This is a genomic window from Brevundimonas sp. FG8, from assembly GCF_057808845.1.
Genome location: NZ_JBMDIU010000005.1, coordinates 47745 through 66589 on the forward strand (window position 1 = coordinate 47745; position 18845 = coordinate 66589).

Here is an 18845-nt window from a genome sequence, read left to right on the forward strand (position 1 = left end):
TGAACCCGGGTCCGCCCGCCTTCGGACGGGCATTCGTCTCCGGTATTCACTACATAGGGAAATGTCGGAACAGGAGATCGTCGTGTCGCGAAAGACCGTGGTGATCGTGGGCGCCGGGTTCGGCGGGCTGGCTGCGGCCCGGGCCTTCAAGGGCGCCGAAGTGGACGTGGTGCTGATCGACCGCACCAACCATCACCTGTTCCAGCCCCTGCTCTATCAGGTCGCCACCGCCGCCCTGTCGCCCGCCGACATCGCCACCGCCTCGCGCACCCTGCTGCGGGGCCAGAAGAACGTCACCGTCCTGATGGGCGAGGTGACCGGGGTCGATGCGGCGGCGAAGGTCGTGCGGCTGAAGGACGGGCCGGATCAGGCCTATGACTGGCTGATCCTCGCCACCGGCGCGGCCTACAGCTTCTTCGGCCACCCGGAGTGGAGCGATGACGCCGAGGTGCTGAAATCGCTGGATGACGCCCTGACCATCCGTCGCAAACTGCTGGCGGCCTTCGAGAAGGCGGAGCTGGCCGACGCTCCGGAAGAGGCGCGCCGGCTGATGACCTTCGTCGTCGTCGGGGCCGGACCGACAGGGGTGGAGACCGCCGGCACGATTGCAGAGATGGCGCGGATGACCCTGCGCCACGACTTCCGCCGCATCGACCCTACCAAGGCGCGGGTCATCCTGTTCGAGGCGGGACCGAGGGTGCTGACCGCCTTCCCCGAAGACCTGTCCGCCTATGCGAAGAGGGCTCTGGAGGAGCTGGGTGTCGAGGTGCGCACAGGTACGGCGGTGGAGGCCATAGCGGACGGCGTGGTGCGCGCGGGCGGCGAGACCATCGCGGCGGCGGCCGTGCTGTGGAGCGCCGGGGTCGAGGCGCGTCCGGCGGCGAAATGGCTGGGCGCCGAGGCGGTGCGGAACGGCGGGGTGGTGGTCGATGCGACCTGCGCCGTGCCGGGCGTTCCCGACGTCTTCGCCATTGGCGACGTGGCCAGCTTCCGGCAGGACGGAAAGCCCCTGCCCGGTCTGGCGCCGGTGGCCAAGCAGCAGGGACAGTGGGTCGGGAAACTGGTCCGCGCCCGCGCCGAGGGACGGCCCGATCCGCCCGCGTTCCGGTATCGCGACTGGGGGACCATGGCGGTGATCGGACGGTCGAAGGCGGTGGCCCTGCTGGGGCCGTGGAAGCTGACCGGCTTCATCGCCTGGCTGGCCTGGTCGCTGGTCCACCTGATGCTGCTGATCGACTTCCGCAGCCGGGTGATCGTCTATGTGAACTGGACCTGGGCCTGGTTCACCATGGGGCGTGGGGCGAGGCTGCTCACCCGGCTGCCGTGACCGCCGCCTGCACCGCCAGCGCCTGAACGGTCTCGCGGACATCGTGGACGCGGATGATGGCCGCGCCGCGCCGGGCGGCCTCGAGCGCGAGGGCCAGCGAGCCGCCGAGGCGGTCGGAGGCGTCCACGGCGGTGGGGTCGATGGCGGCGATGGTGCGCTTCCGGCTGGCCGCGTAGAGCACCGGCAGGCCGGTCGCGCCGAGGCGTTCAAGGTTGGCGGTCAGGGCCATGTTGTGGGCCAGTGTCTTGCCGAAGCCGATGCCGGGGTCGAGCCAGAGGCGTTCCGGCGCCACGCCCGCGGCCATGACCTCCCCTGCCCGGATCGCCAGCCAGTCCACAACCTCGGACACCACGTCATCGTAGTGAGGCGCGTCCTGCATGGTGCGCGGCTCGCCCTTCATGTGCATCAGGACCACGTCGCAGCCGAGGTCCACGGCGGTCGGCAGGCTGGCGGGCGAGAAGCCGAGGGCCGTCACGTCGTTCCACATGTTGGCCCCGGCGCCGATGGCGGCGGCGGCGACCTCGGGCTTCATGGTGTCGATGCTGATGGGGCCATCCCAGAGAGCGCGCAGGCCCGCGACGACGGGCGCGGTGCGCATGACCTCGTCCTCAAGGCTGACCGGCTCGGCGCCGGGCCGGGTGCTCTCGCCGCCAATGTCGAGGATGTCGGCGCCCTGCCGGACCAGCTCCAGCCCATGGGCGACGGCGGCCTCGATCGTGTCGTGCCGCCCGCCGTCCGAAAAGCTGTCGGGGGTGACGTTGACGATGCCCATGACGCGGGGACGGAGAACGGCCATCAGGTCTTGCCCCCGATCAGGTTGCCGAGCGCGAACAGATAGCTCTTGAAGGCGTTGCGGCCGGGCTCGGTGATGGAGACGCGGGTCAGGGGCTTGTTGTTCACGAAGCTCTTGTCGATGGCGACATAGCCCGCCTCCTCCAGCTTCTTGAGGTGGACGGAGAGGTTGCCCTGGGTGGCTTCCAGAACGGTCTTCAGTTCGGTGAAGTCGGCGGTCTCGACGTCGGCCAGATAGACCATGATCCCCAGCCGCATGCGACCGTGGATGACCTCGTCGATCCGTCCGAGATCGGCCAGTCCCATGCTCAGTCGGCCTTCGGTCCGGCGGCCTTGCGGGCGTCGCGGTACAGGACCCAGCCCGGCAGGGCGAACAGCAGGAACAGGGCGGCGGTGCAGACGCCCAGATAGGCCATCGGCTGGCGCACCAGCACGCCCAACGCCACCGCCGCGACCCAGCCGCCCAGGGCGACGGCCAGCATCCAGCCCTTCTTCTTGAGCATCCAGGCGACGTACCAGGCGGCGGCCTGAAGGGCGAAGACGATGGCGGCGTAGTAGAGCCAGACGGCGAAGTCCTGATCGCGCCAGGCGCCGACCGCGAAGACGATCACGACGGCGGAGTTGGCCATGCCGGAGGCGCTGAAGGCGGCGCTGGTGACGCGCGAGGCCAGCGGCCCGCGATTGCCCGCGCCGGTCTTGCGGTCCCGCAGGATGGCCCAGGTCAGGATGGCCAGAAACGTCCCGGTGATCCCGACCACGAACAGCAGGTTGGCGAGGTCCGGCCAGCGGATCACGCCGAAGACCTGACCGATGTGGAACAGGCACTGGAGCCCGTACAGCAGCCCGCCCGCGAGGTAGCAGACGGCGAGGGTCATCGGGACGCCGCCGCCACCGCCGCCCTCGACGATGGAGCGCATGAAGGCGAGGTCGTCCTCGGGCGAATGCAGGCGGGGCTTGGCGGGCATGGCGACTCTCTCCGAACCGGCTCATCCATCGGGTGGACGAGCCGGAAGGGGTTGGCAAGCTATTCGGCAGGCAAGACGGCGGGATCGACCGCCGGACGGCGCCAGGGGATGCGGCGGCCGTTCAGCCATTTGCCCATGAAGCCGTGGCGGACCGTCAGCTCATAGGACAGCAGGCAGACGGCGAAGACGCCCAGCGACACCCCGATCAGCTTGGCCCACCAGGGCGCGGGCCAGTCCTGCATCCAGACCTGGGCCAGCATGATCAGCGGCAGGTGCAGGATGTAGACCCAGTAGGAGGCGTCGGCGAGGTAGCGGCGCACCGGGCTGTGGCCCGACAGGAAGCGCAGACACAGGGCGACGGCGGCCAGAGCCGAGCTGAAGACCGCCACGGCGACGACGGCGGCGGCGATGGCCTTGGCCTGCGTCGGCTCGGCCATCGGCGTGATCTCCGGACCGCCGGCGAGGATGTAGCTCCACACGCCCGAGACCACGGCCAGTCCCAGATAGACGGGCCACCCGCCGGCGAGGCGGTCCAGCAGGTCGCGGCGGCGATCCAGCAGGAAGCCGAGCGCGAAAGCCGAGCCGAAGCCGACCAGGGCGGCGGTGTGCGGAACCAGCCCGGCATCGGGGGTCGGGACGGCGAAGAAGGCGATCCACTTCGGGTCCAGCCAGAAGGCGACGGCCAGAGGCGCGGCCAGCACGAAGGGCGTCCACCAGCCGACCAGGGCGCCGGTCAGGCGGTCCACGGCCCGGCCCCAGCCCCCGCTCCGGTCCAGCGCCGCGAAGGGGGCGCGCAGGATCAGGGTCGCCAGACAGAACAGGGTCAGGACGTAGAGGAACCAAAGATGGGTCAGCGGGAGGTTGGTCCAGTCATAGGTCGGCGGCGGGGGCGGCTCGGCGCCGGGGACGACCCAGCCCTGAACATGGGCGTTCCAGACCAGAGCCGTGACGATGCCCGCCATGACCGGGAACCAGAAGGCCAGCAGCGGGCCGGTGATGCGGACGGCGCGATCCTTCGCGAAGCCCAGCCAGCCCTTCCGGGCGATCATCATGTGGGCGAACAGGCCCGCGATCAGGAAGAACGCGGTCATCCGGAACAGGTGGATGGCGAAGAAGACCCAGGCTGCGCCGATGGAGGTGTTCTCGTCGGCGACGATCCAGATCTGCTGCGGGAAGAAGGACAGGCTGGCGTGCAGGACGACGCCCAGCAGCAGGGCGCCGCCTCTCAGGGCGTCGAGGCCGTGCAGGCGCTCGGTCGGATGGGTGGACATGACGGGGCTCCCCTCGTTGATAGCGCCGATCTACGACAGACTTGTTTGAATTGCAAACTTGTTCATTGAGAGTTCTTCGATGAGATAGGCAAGGACGGGTGGGGCTTGGGGAAATATCCAGCCGAAACAGTCGGCTGCGCCGTCCTCGGCCCGGGTCCGTAGACGGGTGAGACGGTGGAGACGGATGCAAATACACCGTCTATCCCGTCTATCCCGTCTATCCCGTCTATACCGTCTATCCCGTCTATGGGTTTTGGGTGCAGGCAGCAGGCAGCAGGCAGCAGGCAGCAGGCAGTAGGCAGTAGGCAGTAGGTTATCAGGTGGGTGCGTCAGAATTGGACGTACCGTCTCCCCTGCTATCGGACCTGTTCACCGCGGCCATGACCCGGTTTGACTTCCCTGCCCGTCAGCCTAGCCTGAGGGGATGTGCGGATTGTCCGAACAGGGCCGGTTGCTGAACCACGCGGGACGCCTCGTCGCAGGCGATTGACCCGGGAGCGATGACGCGTGTCGCGCTTCCGGGTGACACGACCTGTTCCCCCTGAGGCTTGCGCCCGATGACACGCGGCGGCCTCGACACATCGAGATCAATCCCATGACCACCCGCTCCTCCGGCGCCGCGCCCGCGCGCCTGCCCACCATTCATCTGAGCGCATCCGACCACGCCCTGCTGACCACCTTCGTCGGCGAGACCGAGGCCGAGGGCGTCGCCGGCCTGTTGCAGCAGGAACTGGCGCGCGCCCATGTGCACGGCCACGGCCGCCGACTGCACACCGTCGGCCTGAACTGCTGGGTCCACTACACCGACGAACGCAGCAGCCGGACCCGCCGGGTCAAGATCGTGCCCCCCGCCGAGGCCGACATTGATGCAGGCCTGATCTCGCCCCTGTCCCACGTCGGGTCCGGGCTGCTGGGCCTCGCGCAGGGCCAGTCGATCCGCTGGCCCGATCCGTCTGGCCGCGTGCGCGTGCTGACCCCGGTTCTGATCGAGGACTGCGAAGCACCGATCTGAGGCGCGCAAACAGAAAGGGCCGGGGACCGCTCCCCGGGCCTCCTGTTGGTTGGACGTCAGGTTCAGTGAACCGTCGGCGTCGAGACGGCTGCCTCTTCCGGAGCCGGGGTGATCGGCACGGAGACCGACGGGCCCGAGTTGGGGAAGTTGTCCTCGTCCCGGTTCGGGGCGATGCCCTTCTCCAGCAGGTCCTTGATCTCCTGACCCGACAGGGTCTCGTACTCGAGCAGGGCCTGGGCCAGCTTTTCCCAGTCGTCGTTCTTCTCGGTCAGGATTTCACGGGCGCGGGTTTCACCGGCCTCGATCAGCTTGCGGACCTCGGCGTCGATCATCTTGGCCGTCTCGCCGGAGATGTTGGTGCTCTGCGACACCGAGTGACCGAGGAAGACCTCCTGCTGGTTGCTCTGGTAACGGACGCGGCCGAGGGTCTCGGACATGCCCCATTCCATGACCATGGCGCGAGCCAGACCTGTCGCCTGCTGGATGTCGCCGGACGCGCCGTTGGTGACGCGCTCGGGGCCGAACTTCATGATCTCGGCTTCACGACCGCCGAACATCATGGCCAGCTTCGAGACGCACCATTCGCGGGTGTACGAATAGCGATCGCCTTCCGGCAGCGACATGACCATGCCCAGGGCGCGACCACGCGGGATGATGGTCGCCTTGTGGATCGGGTCGTGGCTGGGGACGTTCAGGCCGACGATGGCGTGACCGGCCTCGTGATAGGCGGTCAGCTTCTTCTCTTCCTCGTTCATGGCCATCGACTTGCGCTCGGCGCCCATCATGACCTTGTCCTTGGCGTCCTCGAAGTCGCGGTGGGTGACCATTCGACGGTCCTTGCGGGCCGCCATCAGGGCCGCCTCGTTGACGAGGTTGGCCAGGTCGGCGCCCGAGAAGCCCGGGGTGCCGCGCGCGATGGTCTTGACGTTGACGTCGGCGGCCAGCGGCACGTCCTTCATGTGGACGCGCAGGATCTTCTCGCGACCGGCGACGTCGGGGTTCGGCACCACGACCTGACGGTCGAAGCGGCCCGGACGCAGCAGGGCCGGGTCCAGAACGTCGGGACGGTTGGTGGCGGCGATCAGGATGATGTTCTCCGACGCCTCGAAGCCGTCCATCTCGACGAGCAGCTGGTTCAGGGTCTGCTCGCGCTCGTCGTTGCCGCCGCCCAGACCGGCGCCGCGATGGCGACCGACGGCGTCGATTTCGTCGATGAAGATGATGCAGGGCGCATTCTTCTTGGCCTGTTCGAACATGTCGCGGACGCGCGAGGCGCCGACGCCGACGAACATTTCAACGAAGTCCGAGCCGGAGATCGAGAAGAAGGGCACGCCCGCCTCGCCCGCGACGGCGCGGGCCAGCAGGGTTTTACCCGTACCGGGAGGGCCGACCAGCAGGGCGCCCTTGGGGATCTTGCCGCCCAGCCGCTGGAATTTGCTGGGGTCCTTGAGGAAGTCGACGACCTCCTGCAGTTCTTCCTTGGCCTCGTCCACGCCGGCGACGTCGTCGAAGGTCTTGCGACCCTTGTGCTCGGTCAGCAGCTTGGCCTTGGACTTGCCGAAGCCCATGGCGCCGCGGGCGCCGCCCTGCATCTGACGCATGATCAGAATCCACAGGCCGATGATCAGGATGAAGGGCAGCAGACCGATCAGGGCGCTGACCCACCATTGCTGGCGGGTGTTCTTGACCTCGACCGTGGCGCCGCGTTCGGCGATGCTGTCGATCAGCGACGCGTTCGGCAGCGAGGTGACGACGGTGACGACCTTGTCGTTCTTCAGCGTGGCCTTCACGGTCTCGCCGGCGACTTCAATGCTGGCGATCTGGTTGGCGTCGCGGACGCGGAGCAGTTCCGAATAGCTCATCTGTTCGGGCCGCTGGTTCGCCCCGGCGGCGGCGGCCCCGGTGGTCGGCAGGGCGCCGGTCCGGCTCAGGGCCATGTAGCCCGCCGAGACCAGCAGGACGATGACGCCGAAGATGGCCAATGTGCGCAGATTCATTCTTGTCTCGTTTCCCTGAAACGCGCGGGCGTTTCGTTACGCATTATGTTGTCACGCAGAAAATAGGTGCTTCCGGGGCGGCGCGCCATGCGTGTTCGCATCCGGATCCTGTTCATGCGTCATTCCGTCCAGCGCCCGGGCCAGTCTCGCTTCGACAAGGGCGTGCGCCTTGAACGCGCTTCCTGCAAGAAGCGGGGCGCCCGGATCGTTCCGGATCAGCACAGGCCGCCCGGCCCGCGCCGCCGCCGGAAGGGGCTGCAGCCGTGCGCGATCCGCCCCGGACAGCGCCGCCAGACGCCCGACGGCGGCGGTCGCGAACCAGCCGGGTTCCGGCGCGGTCAGGGCCCAGCGGCCGTCCCAGACGACCTCGACGCCCGGCGGCAGAGGCAAGGGAGCCCGATCCTCACGTCGGTGTTCGCCGGGTTCGCGCATCACCAGAACCTCGTTCCCGTCCGCCTGAATCCGGGCGCCGACCAGAACGGCGGTGAAGCGTTCGCCGGTCCTCAGCCGATCACGGACACCGACGAGCCGGTCACCGCGTGGCGGACGCTCGCCCCCGCCCGCACAGACCAGGGCGGCGGCCAGGGCGCGGGCCGAGACCTCGCGGGACAGGCGGATGACATCCTCGCGGACCTCCAGCACGCCGTCAGTCGCGCCCTGTTCAGGGACAGTGGGGGCGACGACGCCTGCGGCCAGAGCCTGACGGGCGCGTGACCGGGCGAAGCGGCGGTCGGCGTTGGCCGGGTCCTCGATCCAGTCGGCGCCGCGATCCCGCAGCCAGTCGCGCAGGTCGTCCCGGCGGGCGTCCAGCAGGGGGCGCAGCAGCATCAGGCCGCGCCCCTCGGGCCAGACGGGCGACGGCGACCAGTCGCGCAGCCGCCCGAGCGTGGCCCCTTCAGCCCGCATGATCTCGCCCTCGGCCACATCGTCAGCGGTGTGGGCGAACAGGATCACCCCCGCCCCGGCCTCACGCGCCGCGTCGGCGATCAGGCGGTGGCGGGCGGTCCGGGCGGCGGCGGGCAGGCCGGTGGGGGGCTTGTCGCCCGTCCAGAGAAGACCGCGCCAGTCGGCGCCCGCGGCGCGGGCCGCCTGCCCCGCCCGGCGGGTCCAGTCAGCGCTGTCGGGGTTGAGGCCGTGATCGACGGTCAGGGCCAGCAGGGGGCGGCCCCGCGCGCCGGCCCAGTCGGCGACCAGATGCAGCAGCGCGACGGAGTCCCCGCCGCCGGACAGGGCCAGGGCGACGGGGCGCGGGTCATCAGCGCACAGCCGGGCCGTCAGGCGGGCCTCGACCCTGATCAGCCAGTCAGGCGCGGGCCGGGTCAGCCGGGACGCCGGGCCGGCGGACGGGCCGGGGTGGCGGCGGGCGCGCGGACGGGGGCGCAGGCGAAGCGGGTCCCCATCTCCGTCGCCCGCGTGCGCTGGGCGGCGCTGGCCGTGGCGGCGTAGCGGTTGGTGAACTCGTTCAGGGCGCCGCAGGCGTCGGTCTTGCGATCCGCCGAGTTCAGGGCGTTGACCAGCTCAAGCGTGGTCGCGGCGGCCCAGGTCGTGGTCGGCCAGCCGCGCAGGGCCGACGAATAGGCCCGAATGGCGTTGTCGAAGTCGCCATCGGAGACGCGCAGGTCGCCGATCCGGCTGAAGGCCTCGCGGGCCTGCGGGCTGTCCGGCCAGGCGAGGGTGACGGTCTGCAGGGCGCGGTCGCCCATGGCGGGATCGGTCGCGGCCAGCCGCACGGCGGCGGCCAGATCGCGCGCCGGATCGCCAGTCGGCGAGGTGCTGGAGATCGGCGAGTTCAGCTCGTTCTCGCGGGCGGCGGCCTGCTCCATCGTGCGGATGCGACCTTCGGCGTCGCGCAGACGGGTTCCGAGGGCGGCGTTGTCGCGCTTGCCCTCGTCGACGGCGAAGGTCAGGCGCTCGATGTCGGCGTTCACACGCTGGACGGTGGACTCCAGATCCTGCAGGCGGCGGTTCATCAGATCGACCCGGCCCTGCAGGGCGATGACCTCGGGGTCCGGCTCGACCAGCACGGGCTGACCGGAGGCGTTGCGCTGGGTCACGGCGCGCTCGAGACGGCGGACGTTGCGATCCAGCTGATCCAGACGGCGCTTGTCCCACTGGATGGGCTCCATCGGCGTGGTCTGGGCCACCACCGTGGTCGTGCCGGCGATCATCACGACACCGATGACGGTGACGAGCGTCTTGCGGGAGCGGAGCGAGGTCGGGAGCTTTAGCATCAGGTTAGGTTCCACCGATTTGGGGCGGTCGCAAGGCGATCAGACGCCGACCGCCAGATAGAGGATCGCCGTGATGAAGAGGCCGATGATGATGAAGCAGAAATTCTGCAGCAGGACGAAGCGCCAGATGGTCGAGAACCAGCCGAGTTCGTAACCGCCCTTGAGCTGGGCGAACTGGTGAACGGGCATGCCGAAGATGAAGGCGAACCAGGCCAGGGCGCCGAGCGCCGGATGGATGAAGCCCAGGCCGATGGCGATAAGGCCCGCCATCACCGCGAAGGTCAGGGAGTACAGGACGAAGACGCCGTGGTCATAGAGGGTCGTCTTGCGGCGCCACAGGAACAGCACGGCCATGAAGGGGATCGACAGCGGCACCAGCAGGAAGGCGAATTTGTAGAAGGTCTGCTGGATTTTATAGACGGCCAGATCGGGGTTCATCAGCTTCTTGGCGGTCTTCCGGACGTTCTTGCCCGCCTTCGGATCGGCGTAGATCCGGGCCGCGATGTCGTGGACGTTGGCCTGCCAGCTTCCGGGCGTCAGGCCGTCCTGGCGGGGCTGCCCCTGGGTGGCGGCCTGATCGGCGACACTGGCCATCACATTGTCGGCGACGTCCAGAGCGACCTTGTCCGCCGTCGTGGTCGCTTCGGCCCGGGCCGCGGCGATCTCGCGACGACCTTCCGCGAACCCTTCGGCCCCCTCCGCCGCGACAGACGGGTCCGCCGGGCGGAAGGTGGCCTCGGGCATGTGCACGAAGCTGAGGGCGAAGAAGGTGATGAAGACCGTGAACAGGAAGATGGCCAGCGGCGAGACGTAACGGGTCCGTTTGCCGTGGATCCACTCGCGCGTCAGCTTGCCCGGATTGAAGGCCAGAAGCGGCAGGGTGCGCCAGATGCGGGCGTCGAAATGCATGACGCCGTGCAGGACTTCCTCGCCGAGGTGCAGCAAGGTGCGGTGGACGTGGGTCGGCTGGCCGCAGTTCGAGCAGAAATTGCCCGAGGTTTCGGACCCGCAATCGGCGCAGGTTCCGGTGTGATCGTCGCCCGCCTTGCCGGTCGGCTTCTCGATCGCCCCGGCGATCAACCCCCCGGTGACGGCGCCGCCCGCAGCCTCGATATCCATGCCACTACCCCCTGTCCGGCACCCCACCGGAATCGGCCCGAACTTTGATCATCGGACCGTCAAAAGAAAAGGGGCGCCGGTCGGCCCGACGCCCCTTCCCTGTCACTTTTCAGCGTCGGATCAGCGCGTGGCGCCCGATACGATGGCGGTGTGGGCGTTGCGGTTGCGCGCCCAAGACTCTTCCGACGAGCCGGCGGCGATCGGGCGCTCCTTGCCGTAGCTGATGGTGTCGATGCGGGCGGCCGAGATGCCGCGCTCGATCAGATAGCTGCGGACCGACTCGGCGCGGCGGGCGCCCAGGGCCAGGTTGTACTCGCGGGTGCCGCGTTCGTCGGCGTTGCCTTCGATGCGGACGGTCACGCCCGGGTAGCGCTGCAGCCAGGCGACCTGGGCGTCGAGGCGGGGATAGGCCTCGGCGCGAACCGTGTAGCTGTCGAGGTCGAAGTAGACGCGGTCGCCGACGTTGACGACGAAGTCCTGCTCCGAACCGGGAGCCGGGGCGCCGATGTTGCCGCCGGTGATCGGACCGGGGTTCGACGGGTACTGGGGGTTGGTCGACGACGGCGGCGGCACTTCGCCGGCGCCGGTCTCAACCGGACGCCGGGGGGTGCAGGCCGCGATGGCGGTCACGGCCACACCGACGGCGGCCAGGCGGACGAGGGTCGAGGTCTTCATCATCTGGGTCATCTCCGGGTCGCAGGGGCCGCGCCCCTATTTAGCTTTGCTGTACAAGGTCGTTACTGTCGCGCCAGTCTTTTCACCAGACACGATAACGCGGGATTGAAGCTAAAGGCTCCGCTTGTGATCCGGAGCCTGTCGGCTTCTGACGTCGATCAGGCCGGACAGGCGTCCGGACCGCTGGCGCCGATGCGGACCGGCTGGGCGTCGAGCAGGGGGGACCAGGCCGGATCGGTGCCGCGCCCGCCGTAGCCGGCCTGATTGACCACGCGGCCCGACAGATCGACGGTCCACAGACGGGTGTCCCCGCCCGGCGTCTGGCGCGCGAACATGATGTAGCGGCCGTTCGGCGCCCAGGACGGGCCTTCCTCGAAATAGCTGGACGACAGGATGCGCTCGCCCGAGCCGTCGGTGTTCATCACCCCGGTCGAGAAGCGGCCTCCGGCCTGTTTGGTGAAGGCGATCAAATCGCCGCGCGGGCTCCAGGTCGGGGCGGTGTAGAGGCCGCCGCCGCGCGAGATCGGGCGCTGGCCCGAACCGTCGGCCCGCATGGTGTAGAGGCGCGCGCTGCCCGAACGGTCCGAGGTGAAGACGATCTGGCTGTTATCCGGGCTGAACGACGGCGAGGTGTCGATGCCCGGATCGCTGGTCAGGCGGCGAACCTGACGGGTCGACAGGTCCATCACATAGACGTCGGTGTTGCCGTTGCGGATGATCGAGAAGGCCATCTTGGCGCCGTCGTTCGAGAACCGCGGGGCCAGCACCTGACCGTCGAACTCACCCAGGCTTTCACGGCGCTGGGTGGCGAGGTTGAACAGGTAGATGCGGCTGTAGTCCTTGCCGAGCGCGACGTAGGTGATCTCGTTCGGATCGCTGAGCGAGAAGCGGGGCGACATGATCACCTCGTCGCCCTGCGTCAGATATTCCGGATTGTAGCCGTCCTGATCCGAGATCGCGAGGCGCGAGACGCGGTTCAGCTGGGTGCCGCTTTCCGAGACGAAGACCACGCGGCTGTCGAACAGGCCGGTCTCGCCGGTCATGCGCTGATAGACCAGATCGGCGATCTTGTGCCCGATCCGGCGCCACTGCTCGGGCGTGGCGGTGAACTGGTACGAGACCAGCTGGCACTGACGATAGGGGTCGTACAGGCGGAAGCCGAAGTCGTTGCGGCCATCCGGACGCGGGGTGACAGAGCCGTACAGCACGGCCTGCGCGCCGATGGAGGTCCACTGCGGGAAGTTCGGCGCATTGGCCAGCGTCAGACCGGTTTCGACGAAGGAGGCCGGGTCCAGCGGCTCGAAATAGCCGGTGCGGCGCAGGTCGGCGCGGATGACGCCCGACATGTCCGATCCGTACTGGCCGTTGAAGTCGGCGACGGCGATCTGGAAGGCGCGGATGCGGCCCTGATCCACGATCAGCTCTTCCTGCTGCGGCTGGGGCGTCTGGGCCATGGCCATCCCCGGCAGGACAGCCGCAAGCGCGGCAGCCGAAACCATCAGAACTTTCAAACGCATCGAGACCTCCAGGTCGGGTTGGTTTGGGACCACTCTGGCCCCGGCCTGTCACCGGAGCCAGCTTGGGTGTGATTGAGGCGACTTTCAGGCCCACGGCCTCAACAGTCGGTTTCCGTCAGCGGTTCGCGCACATGTTGGCGGTGCGGAACGAGAAGGTGATTTCCTGCTGTTCATAGCCGGGGGGCATCTGGAAGGGCGCCGTGGCGCGGATCGCCCGTTCAACGCCGTCGGCGATGGCCCGGTTCGAATGGGTCGCGCGCGCGGGGCCGACGAGGCGGCCGCGCTCATCCAGCGTCACCCGAACGGGGATAATCGCATCACGCCCGCCGGGCAGATCGCACGGGACATCCCAGTTGTCGTAGATCTGGCCGATCAGCGACTGAAGCGAAGCCTGACCGAGCGTGCGCGGCGCATTGCCGGTCGCGCCGCCGCCCGTCGCCGGCGGACGGCGATTATTGTTCGGGCTGGGGTTCAGTCGGCCCGCGTTGGCGTCGGGGTTGAAGCCCGGCGTGGGCTGCGGCGACTGCGGACGCGGCTGGGGCTGATTGCGCGGCGGTTGGGGCTGGGTGCGCGGAGGCTGAGTGCGCGGAGGCTGCGGCTGGGGACGCGGCGGCGTCGGGCGCGGCGTGGGCGTCGGGCGGGGCGTCGGCGGCGGAGGCGTCGGCTCGGGCGGCGGCGGCGTGGGCTCAGCGGTCGTTTCGACCGGCGCGGTGGCCACATCCTCGGTGATCAGGTCCTCGCTCGGGTTCAGCGGCGCGGCGCCCAGCACCTCGACCTCGGACACGACCTGCACCGGCACGGAGGAGTCGCTGGGCGGCGAGGCCGGCGGCTTCGCCGTCAGCAGGGCGAGCGCGATCAGGCCCGCGATGCCCGCGTGGACGACGACAGAACCGATGATGGCGACGCCGCTGGAACGATCCACGCCGTCAGCCCTCCCCCGGAGCCGCGGAGGTGTCGGTGATGAGGTTCAGCTTGGTGAAGCCTTCCGACGACAGGCGCGCCATCACGCGGGCGACCGCCTGATAGGGCGCGCGACCGTCGGCGCGGACGAAGACCGGCTTCTCACGCGAGCCGACGCCGCCTTCCTGCGTCACGCGCAGGACCAGTTCGTCCCAGTTCACGGGGCTTTCGCCGACGAAGATCTCGCCGTCCCGCTTGATGGAGATGGTGACCGGCTCGCTGGTCGTGTCCACCGAACTGGCCTCGGTCTTCGGCAGCTCCAGCTCCACGCCCGTCGTCAGCAGGGGCGCCGAGATCATGAAGATGATCAGCAGCACCAGCATGACGTCGACCAGAGGGGTGACGTTGATCTCACTGAGGGGACGCTTGCGCGCCCGGCGGCGACCGCGGCTGTGACCGCCCCCGCCTGCTCCACCCATGGCCATGGCTCAGGCCTCCCGGCGCGGATCGGCCGCCGGGGTCGAGCCCAGACGGCGGGCGACGGCGGCCTGAAGATCGTCGGCGAAACTTTCCAGACGGCCGGTGAACTTGCCCGCGTCGATCGAGAATTTGTTGTAGGCCATATAGGCAGGGATGGCGGCGAACAGGCCGATGGCGGTGGCGAACAGGGCTTCCGAGATCGCCGGAGCCACGGTCGTCAGATTGGTGTTGCCCGCGCCGGCGATGGCTCCGAAGGCGTTCATGATGCCCCAGACCGTACCGAACAGGCCGATGAAGGGCGAGGCGGTGGCGACCACCGACAGCACGCCCAGACCGTTCTCGACGCGCTGGCTTTCACGGGCGATCAGGCTGTCGAGCGCGCGGTCGATGCGCGAGATCAGCAGGCCCGCCTGGGCGTCGGACGTCTGACCACGCGTGCGGGCCTCGCGCCAGTCGCTGAGCGCGATGACCAGCATGCGCGGCAGGGGATGGGCCGGGTTCGGCCCGGCCTGCGCCGCGATCTCTTCCAGCGAACGGCCGGACCCGACCGCGTCCTCGAAGGCGTTGGCCTGACTGTTGAGCGAGGCGAAGCTGATGGCCTTGCCGATGATCACCGTCCACGACCAGACGGACGCGATCACCAGTCCGACCATGACGCCCTGCACGACGATATCGGCCTCGAGGAAAATCTTGATCGGGTTCAGCATCGAGTGATCGGCGGCGATGGTCATTCAGGCGTCCTTCCGTGTCCGTCCCTGTGCACCGGACGGGCGTGGCGGTTCTGTGGCGAGTCAGGTGTCGTCAGGCGGTTTAGCCCCCTCTTAGCGACACGGTCACGCTTGTGCACATGACAGCTTCGCTATCGCGGCGATGTTCGCCTGTGAGGCTATTCCGGGCGACGGGCCGGGCTGTTGGGCTGCACCGCCACCGACACCGGAGCCCCGACGCTGATGATCACGCCCTCGTGGCCTTCCTTGGCGATGGAATAGGTCGCGGCGTCGCGCAGAAGGATGTCCTCGCAGGTTCGGTCGCCGGGACGACCGAGATCGGCGCAGCCCTGTTTGGCGGCGTCAGCCCAGCCGCGCACACGCCGGGTGGCGGCCTCGGCACGACTGATGGCCGCCTCGTCCTCGGCCTTGGCCTGAGCGATCAGGGCCTGACGGGCGCCCTGCTGGTACTGCAGCTCGGCCTGACCGGCCATCTTGCGCTCCCAGACCTTGTAGTGCGGACAGCCGACCAGACCACCACCCGCCAGCAGGATCAGCAGCAGGAAGATGGTGATGACGGCGCCGGCGGTCATTCCGCTCTGGTTCATGGATTCAATCCTCCGCATGGGTGTTCGTGATTGCGGCCAGCCAAGGGGCGACCTTCTCCAGCAGCGCCTTCGTCGGGCGGCGCGGGTGGCCGTCCATGTGGATGCAGACGACCTCGACCGCCGCGCGGCACAGGGTGTCATCGCCGCGCGCGACTTCCTGACGGATCAGCAGGCGCGGTCCCTTCACCGCCTCGTACCATGTGCGGACCACCAGCTGATCGTCGATGCGGGCGGGCTTGAGGAAGGTCAACTCCATCTTCGAGACGACGAAGGCCATCGGTTCGTCATGGTCCAGAAGCTCGGCGTGGCCGACGCCCATCAGGCGCAGGCAGTCCGACCGGCCCCGCTCGAAGTAGCGAACGTAGTTGGCGTGATAGACCAGACCGGTGAAGTCGGTGTCCTCGTAATAGACGCGCACCGGCAGGCGATGCTCCCGGCCCTCGAAACGGCCGGCGGTGGGGCTGTCGGTCATCGCGGCAGGTCTCCCCGGCGTTTCAGGAAGCCCGGGCAGAGGTCGGACTGGTTCTGCTCGAACTCGGTCTTCAGCGGATCGGTCTCCAGCATCAGCCGGTTGGACCGCGAGACGAAGGCCACGACGTCATCGCCGTTGCGCAGATAGCCGCAGACGGCGCGGCGACGGCCGGTCTCGGTGTAGGTGACCCGGGCGGCCGGACCGACCAGGGCGTGCACCTGGGTCTGGGCGCGTTCCTCGGGCGTGGGTTCGGTGTGACTGAAGACGTTGCGGCTGACCAGCCACAGCAACAGGACGCCGAGCAGGATCACCGCCCCGCCCAGCACGGTGATCAGACGATCAACCCGCATTCTCCGTTTCGCCATGCGGCCCTCCTTCGGCGCGACCATGCCGGGGTTCGGCGCAGAGGTGAACCCTGGATGGGGGTGAACCCTCGATGGGGGTGAACCCTACTTGCCCCCGAACAGGTCCCCGGCCTGCGGAACCTTGGGCGGTTCGGACAGGCCGAGGTGGCTGTAGGCGCGGGCGCAGGCCATGCGACCGCGAGGCGTGCGCTGGATGAAGCCCTGCTGGAGCAGATAGGGCTCGATCACGTCCTCGACCGCGTCGCGCGCCTCGGCGATGGCGGCGGCGAGGGTGTCCATGCCGACGGGGCCGCCGCCGTAGTTCTCGATCAGGGCCTTGAGGAAGCGGCGGTCGTTGGAGTCCAGACCGACCTCGTCGATCTCGAGCCGGGCGAGCGCGCGGGCGGCGACCAGCTTGTTGATGCTGGCAGCGCCCTCGGCGTCGGCGAAGTCCCGCACCCGGCGCAGCAGACGACCGGCGATGCGGGGCGTGCCGCGCGAGCGCGACGCGACCTCGAAGGCGCCGTCCTCGGTGATGGCCGCGCCCATCTTGCGCGCCGTGCCGATGACCACGCGGGTCAGCTCCTGCGGGGTATAGAACTCAAGCCGCAGCGGAATGCCGAAGCGGTCGCGCAGCGGCGTGGCCAGCAGGCCCGCGCGGGTCGTGGCGCCGACGAGGGTGAAGGGCGCCAGATCAATGCGGACCGAACGCGCCGACGGCCCCTCGCCGATGATCAGGTCGAGGACGTGATCCTCCATCGCCGGATAGAGGATCTCCTCCACCTGCGGGCTGAGGCGATGGATCTCGTCGATGAACAGCACGTCGCGCGGTTCGAGATTGGTCAGGATGGCCGCGAGATCGCCGGGCTTGGCGAGGATGGGGCCGGAGGTGGCGCGGAAGCCGACGCCCAGTTCACGCGACACGATCTGGGCCAGGGTCGTCTTGCCCAGCCCCGGCGGGCCGAACAGCAGAACGTGGTCGAGCGCCTCGGCGCGGTTGCGGGCGGCGTTGATGAAGACCTGAAGGTTGCCCTTGGCCTGCTCCTGCCCGACGAACTCCGACAGGGTCTGGGGACGCAGGGCGCGGTCATAGGCTTCGCCGGGGGCGGCCTCGGGGGAGATGATGCGGTCGTCGGTCATTGGCCGCTCCGGTGGCGGGCGGCGGGGCGACGGTTAGTGAAAAGTGCTGGTAAGCAAGGGGTGAGCAGGTGACGTCCCGCCCGCGCGCAGACGTGCTCACGACCTTGCTCACCAGCACTTTTCACTGGCCCGCCCTTCACCGTCCCAACTCCTGAAGCGCCGCCCGGATCACCGCCGAGAGGTCGGCGTCCTCGCCCATACGGATCAGCGCCTGATCGACGGCGCGGCGGGCGTTGATCTCGGCGACGCCGAGGCCGAGCAGGGCCGAGACGGCCTCGCCGGTCAGACTGGGGGCCGGGGCGGCGACGGCGGCCTCGACATGGACGCCGGGAGCATTCGGGGTGAAGGACGCCTCGCCCAGCGACTTGCCCTTCAGCTCGGTGACGATGCGCAAGGCCAGCTTGGGGCCGACGCCGTTGGCGCGGGCGACCGCGGCCTTGTCCTCACGCGCGACGGCGGAGGCCAGCTCGGCCGGCGGCAGGACATCGAGCACGCCCAGCGCCGCCTTGGGGCCCACGCCCTGGATGGCCAGCATGGTGCTGAAGGCCCGGCGTTCGTCGCGGGTCAGGAAGCCGTAGAGGCGCGGACCGGCGTCCTCGCTCCACTGGGAATGGATGTGCAGGGTCGCCTCGTCGCCGGGCGCCGGGAGACGGCCCAGCGTCCGCGCGCCACAGGCCACGACATAGCCGACGCCCATGCAGTCCAGCAGGCAGTGATCCTGTTCGACCTCGGCCAGAACGCCGCGCAGACGACCGATCATGCCGCGCCTCGCAGGGTCTCGAGCAGGGCCCGCTTGCGCAGCTGGGCGTGGGTGATGGCGACGGCCAGCGCGTCGGCGGCGTCGGCCCTGGCGTCGCCGGAGGTCGGCAACAGGCGTTTGACCATGAAGGCGATCTGGCCCTTGTCGGCGTGACCGGCGCCGACCACCGCCTTCTTGATGAGATTGGGCGAGTATTCCGCGACCGGCAGGCCGCATTTGGCCGGGGCCAGCATGACGGCGGCGCGGGCGTGACCCAGCTTCAACGTCGAGGACGGGTTCACGTTGACGAAGACTTCCTCGACCGCCGCTTCCTCGCAGCCGTAGTCGCCGCACAGGGCGGTGACGGCATCCAGCAGGTGCAGCAGGCGCTCGGCGAAGGGGGCGTTCTCGGGCGGGGTGACCACGCCGTGGGCGATCCAGCGCAGGCGCGAGCCCTCGGCTGAAATCACGCCCCATCCGGTGCGTCTGAGGCCGGGGTCCAGCCCGATGATCCGAGTCGCTTCGTTCGCCATCCGTTCCCTTTTGCCC

At 69.1% G+C, this 18845-nt stretch carries 21 protein-coding genes; 2 read left to right on the top strand and 19 right to left on the bottom strand.

Annotated features, from left to right (window positions below; all coding sequences use genetic code 11):
• Positions 1-82: 82 nt before the first annotated feature.
• Positions 83-1327, top strand: coding sequence for an NAD(P)/FAD-dependent oxidoreductase (locus ACODRV_RS10485; RefSeq protein WP_488908282.1), 1245 nt, complete (start codon positions 83-85; stop codon positions 1325-1327).
• Here ACODRV_RS10485 and folP read toward each other — a convergent pair.
• From folP to ACODRV_RS10505, 4 genes are read right to left on the bottom strand one after another with little or no spacing between them, the layout of a single operon-like run.
• Positions 1311-2123 (bottom strand): dihydropteroate synthase, encoded by an 813-nt coding sequence (folP, locus tag ACODRV_RS10490; protein WP_488908283.1) that lies wholly within the window; start codon positions 2121-2123, stop codon positions 1311-1313. The two genes, ACODRV_RS10485 and folP, sit on opposite strands and share 17 nt — an antisense overlap.
• Positions 2123-2425 (bottom strand): winged helix-turn-helix domain-containing protein, encoded by a 303-nt coding sequence (locus ACODRV_RS10495; protein ID WP_488908284.1) that lies wholly within the window; start codon positions 2423-2425, stop codon positions 2123-2125. The genes folP and ACODRV_RS10495 overlap by 1 nt, the downstream gene beginning before the upstream one ends.
• 2 nt (positions 2426-2427) lie before the next feature.
• The gene (locus tag ACODRV_RS10500; RefSeq protein WP_488908285.1) at positions 2428-3084 is read right to left on the bottom strand and encodes a hypothetical protein; all 657 of its coding nucleotides are present in this window, start codon (positions 3082-3084) and stop codon (positions 2428-2430) included.
• A 59-nt stretch (positions 3085-3143) separates the two neighbouring features.
• Positions 3144-4355, bottom strand: a complete 1212-nt coding sequence (locus ACODRV_RS10505) for an acyltransferase family protein (RefSeq protein WP_488908286.1) — start codon at positions 4353-4355, stop codon at positions 3144-3146.
• Between the two features lie 595 nt (positions 4356-4950).
• Here ACODRV_RS10505 and ACODRV_RS10510 point away from each other — a divergent pair.
• The gene (locus ACODRV_RS10510) at positions 4951-5367 is read left to right on the top strand and encodes a GreA/GreB family elongation factor (RefSeq protein WP_488908287.1); all 417 of its coding nucleotides are present in this window, start codon (positions 4951-4953) and stop codon (positions 5365-5367) included.
• 62 nt (positions 5368-5429) lie between these two features.
• Here the strand turns inward: ACODRV_RS10510 and ftsH are convergent, their stop codons facing one another.
• From ftsH to ruvC, 15 genes are all read right to left on the bottom strand, one after another.
• Positions 5430-7364 (bottom strand): ATP-dependent zinc metalloprotease FtsH, encoded by a 1935-nt coding sequence (gene ftsH / locus ACODRV_RS10515; protein WP_141627661.1) that lies wholly within the window; start codon positions 7362-7364, stop codon positions 5430-5432.
• A gap of 51 nt (positions 7365-7415) precedes the next feature.
• Positions 7416-8747 carry a tRNA lysidine(34) synthetase TilS gene (gene tilS, locus ACODRV_RS10520; protein WP_488908397.1) on the bottom strand — a complete coding sequence of 444 codons (1332 nt, stop codon included), beginning with the start codon at positions 8745-8747 and terminating at the stop codon, positions 7416-7418.
• On the bottom strand, positions 8684-9595 hold the full coding sequence (locus ACODRV_RS10525) for a tetratricopeptide repeat protein (RefSeq protein WP_488908288.1): 912 nt from the start codon (positions 9593-9595) through the stop codon (positions 8684-8686). Before ACODRV_RS10525 ends, tilS begins: the two co-directional genes overlap by 64 nt.
• Before the next feature lie 39 nt (positions 9596-9634).
• Positions 9635-10714, bottom strand: coding sequence for a DUF3667 domain-containing protein (locus ACODRV_RS10530; RefSeq protein ID WP_488908289.1), 1080 nt, complete (start codon positions 10712-10714; stop codon positions 9635-9637).
• 120 nt (positions 10715-10834) lie between these two features.
• Positions 10835-11389, bottom strand: a complete 555-nt coding sequence (gene pal, locus ACODRV_RS10535) for a peptidoglycan-associated lipoprotein Pal (protein ID WP_141628380.1) — start codon at positions 11387-11389, stop codon at positions 10835-10837.
• A gap of 158 nt (positions 11390-11547) precedes the next feature.
• Positions 11548-12906: a Tol-Pal system beta propeller repeat protein TolB gene (tolB, locus tag ACODRV_RS10540; protein ID WP_141627665.1), complete on the bottom strand. Its 1359-nt coding sequence runs from the start codon at positions 12904-12906 to the stop codon at positions 11548-11550.
• A gap of 115 nt (positions 12907-13021) precedes the next feature.
• The gene (locus ACODRV_RS10545; protein WP_488908290.1) at positions 13022-13828 is read right to left on the bottom strand and encodes a TonB C-terminal domain-containing protein; all 807 of its coding nucleotides are present in this window, start codon (positions 13826-13828) and stop codon (positions 13022-13024) included.
• A gap of 4 nt (positions 13829-13832) precedes the next feature.
• Entirely contained in the window at positions 13833-14291 is a 459-nt protein-coding gene (locus ACODRV_RS10550; protein ID WP_141627667.1) for an ExbD/TolR family protein, read from the bottom strand.
• 3 nt (positions 14292-14294) lie between these two features.
• On the bottom strand, positions 14295-15017 hold the full coding sequence (gene tolQ, locus ACODRV_RS10555) for a protein TolQ (RefSeq protein WP_141627668.1): 723 nt from the start codon (positions 15015-15017) through the stop codon (positions 14295-14297).
• Positions 15018-15172: 155 nt separating this feature from the next.
• The gene (locus ACODRV_RS10560; RefSeq protein WP_488908291.1) at positions 15173-15601 is read right to left on the bottom strand and encodes a hypothetical protein; all 429 of its coding nucleotides are present in this window, start codon (positions 15599-15601) and stop codon (positions 15173-15175) included.
• 4 nt (positions 15602-15605) lie between these two features.
• The gene (gene ybgC, locus ACODRV_RS10565; RefSeq protein WP_488908292.1) at positions 15606-16073 is read right to left on the bottom strand and encodes a tol-pal system-associated acyl-CoA thioesterase; all 468 of its coding nucleotides are present in this window, start codon (positions 16071-16073) and stop codon (positions 15606-15608) included.
• A complete protein-coding gene (locus tag ACODRV_RS10570; protein ID WP_488908293.1) occupies positions 16070-16438 on the bottom strand; it encodes a hypothetical protein in 369 nt (122 codons plus the stop codon). Before ACODRV_RS10570 ends, ybgC begins: the two co-directional genes overlap by 4 nt.
• Before the next feature lie 84 nt (positions 16439-16522).
• A complete protein-coding gene (ruvB, locus tag ACODRV_RS10575) occupies positions 16523-17557 on the bottom strand; it encodes a Holliday junction branch migration DNA helicase RuvB (protein ID WP_488908294.1) in 1035 nt (344 codons plus the stop codon).
• A gap of 136 nt (positions 17558-17693) precedes the next feature.
• Positions 17694-18317, bottom strand: a complete 624-nt coding sequence (gene ruvA, locus ACODRV_RS10580; RefSeq protein WP_488908295.1) for a Holliday junction branch migration protein RuvA — start codon at positions 18315-18317, stop codon at positions 17694-17696.
• Entirely contained in the window at positions 18314-18829 is a 516-nt protein-coding gene (gene ruvC / locus ACODRV_RS10585; protein ID WP_141627673.1) for a crossover junction endodeoxyribonuclease RuvC, read from the bottom strand. Before ruvC ends, ruvA begins: the two co-directional genes overlap by 4 nt.
• Positions 18830-18845: the final 16 nt, after the last annotated feature.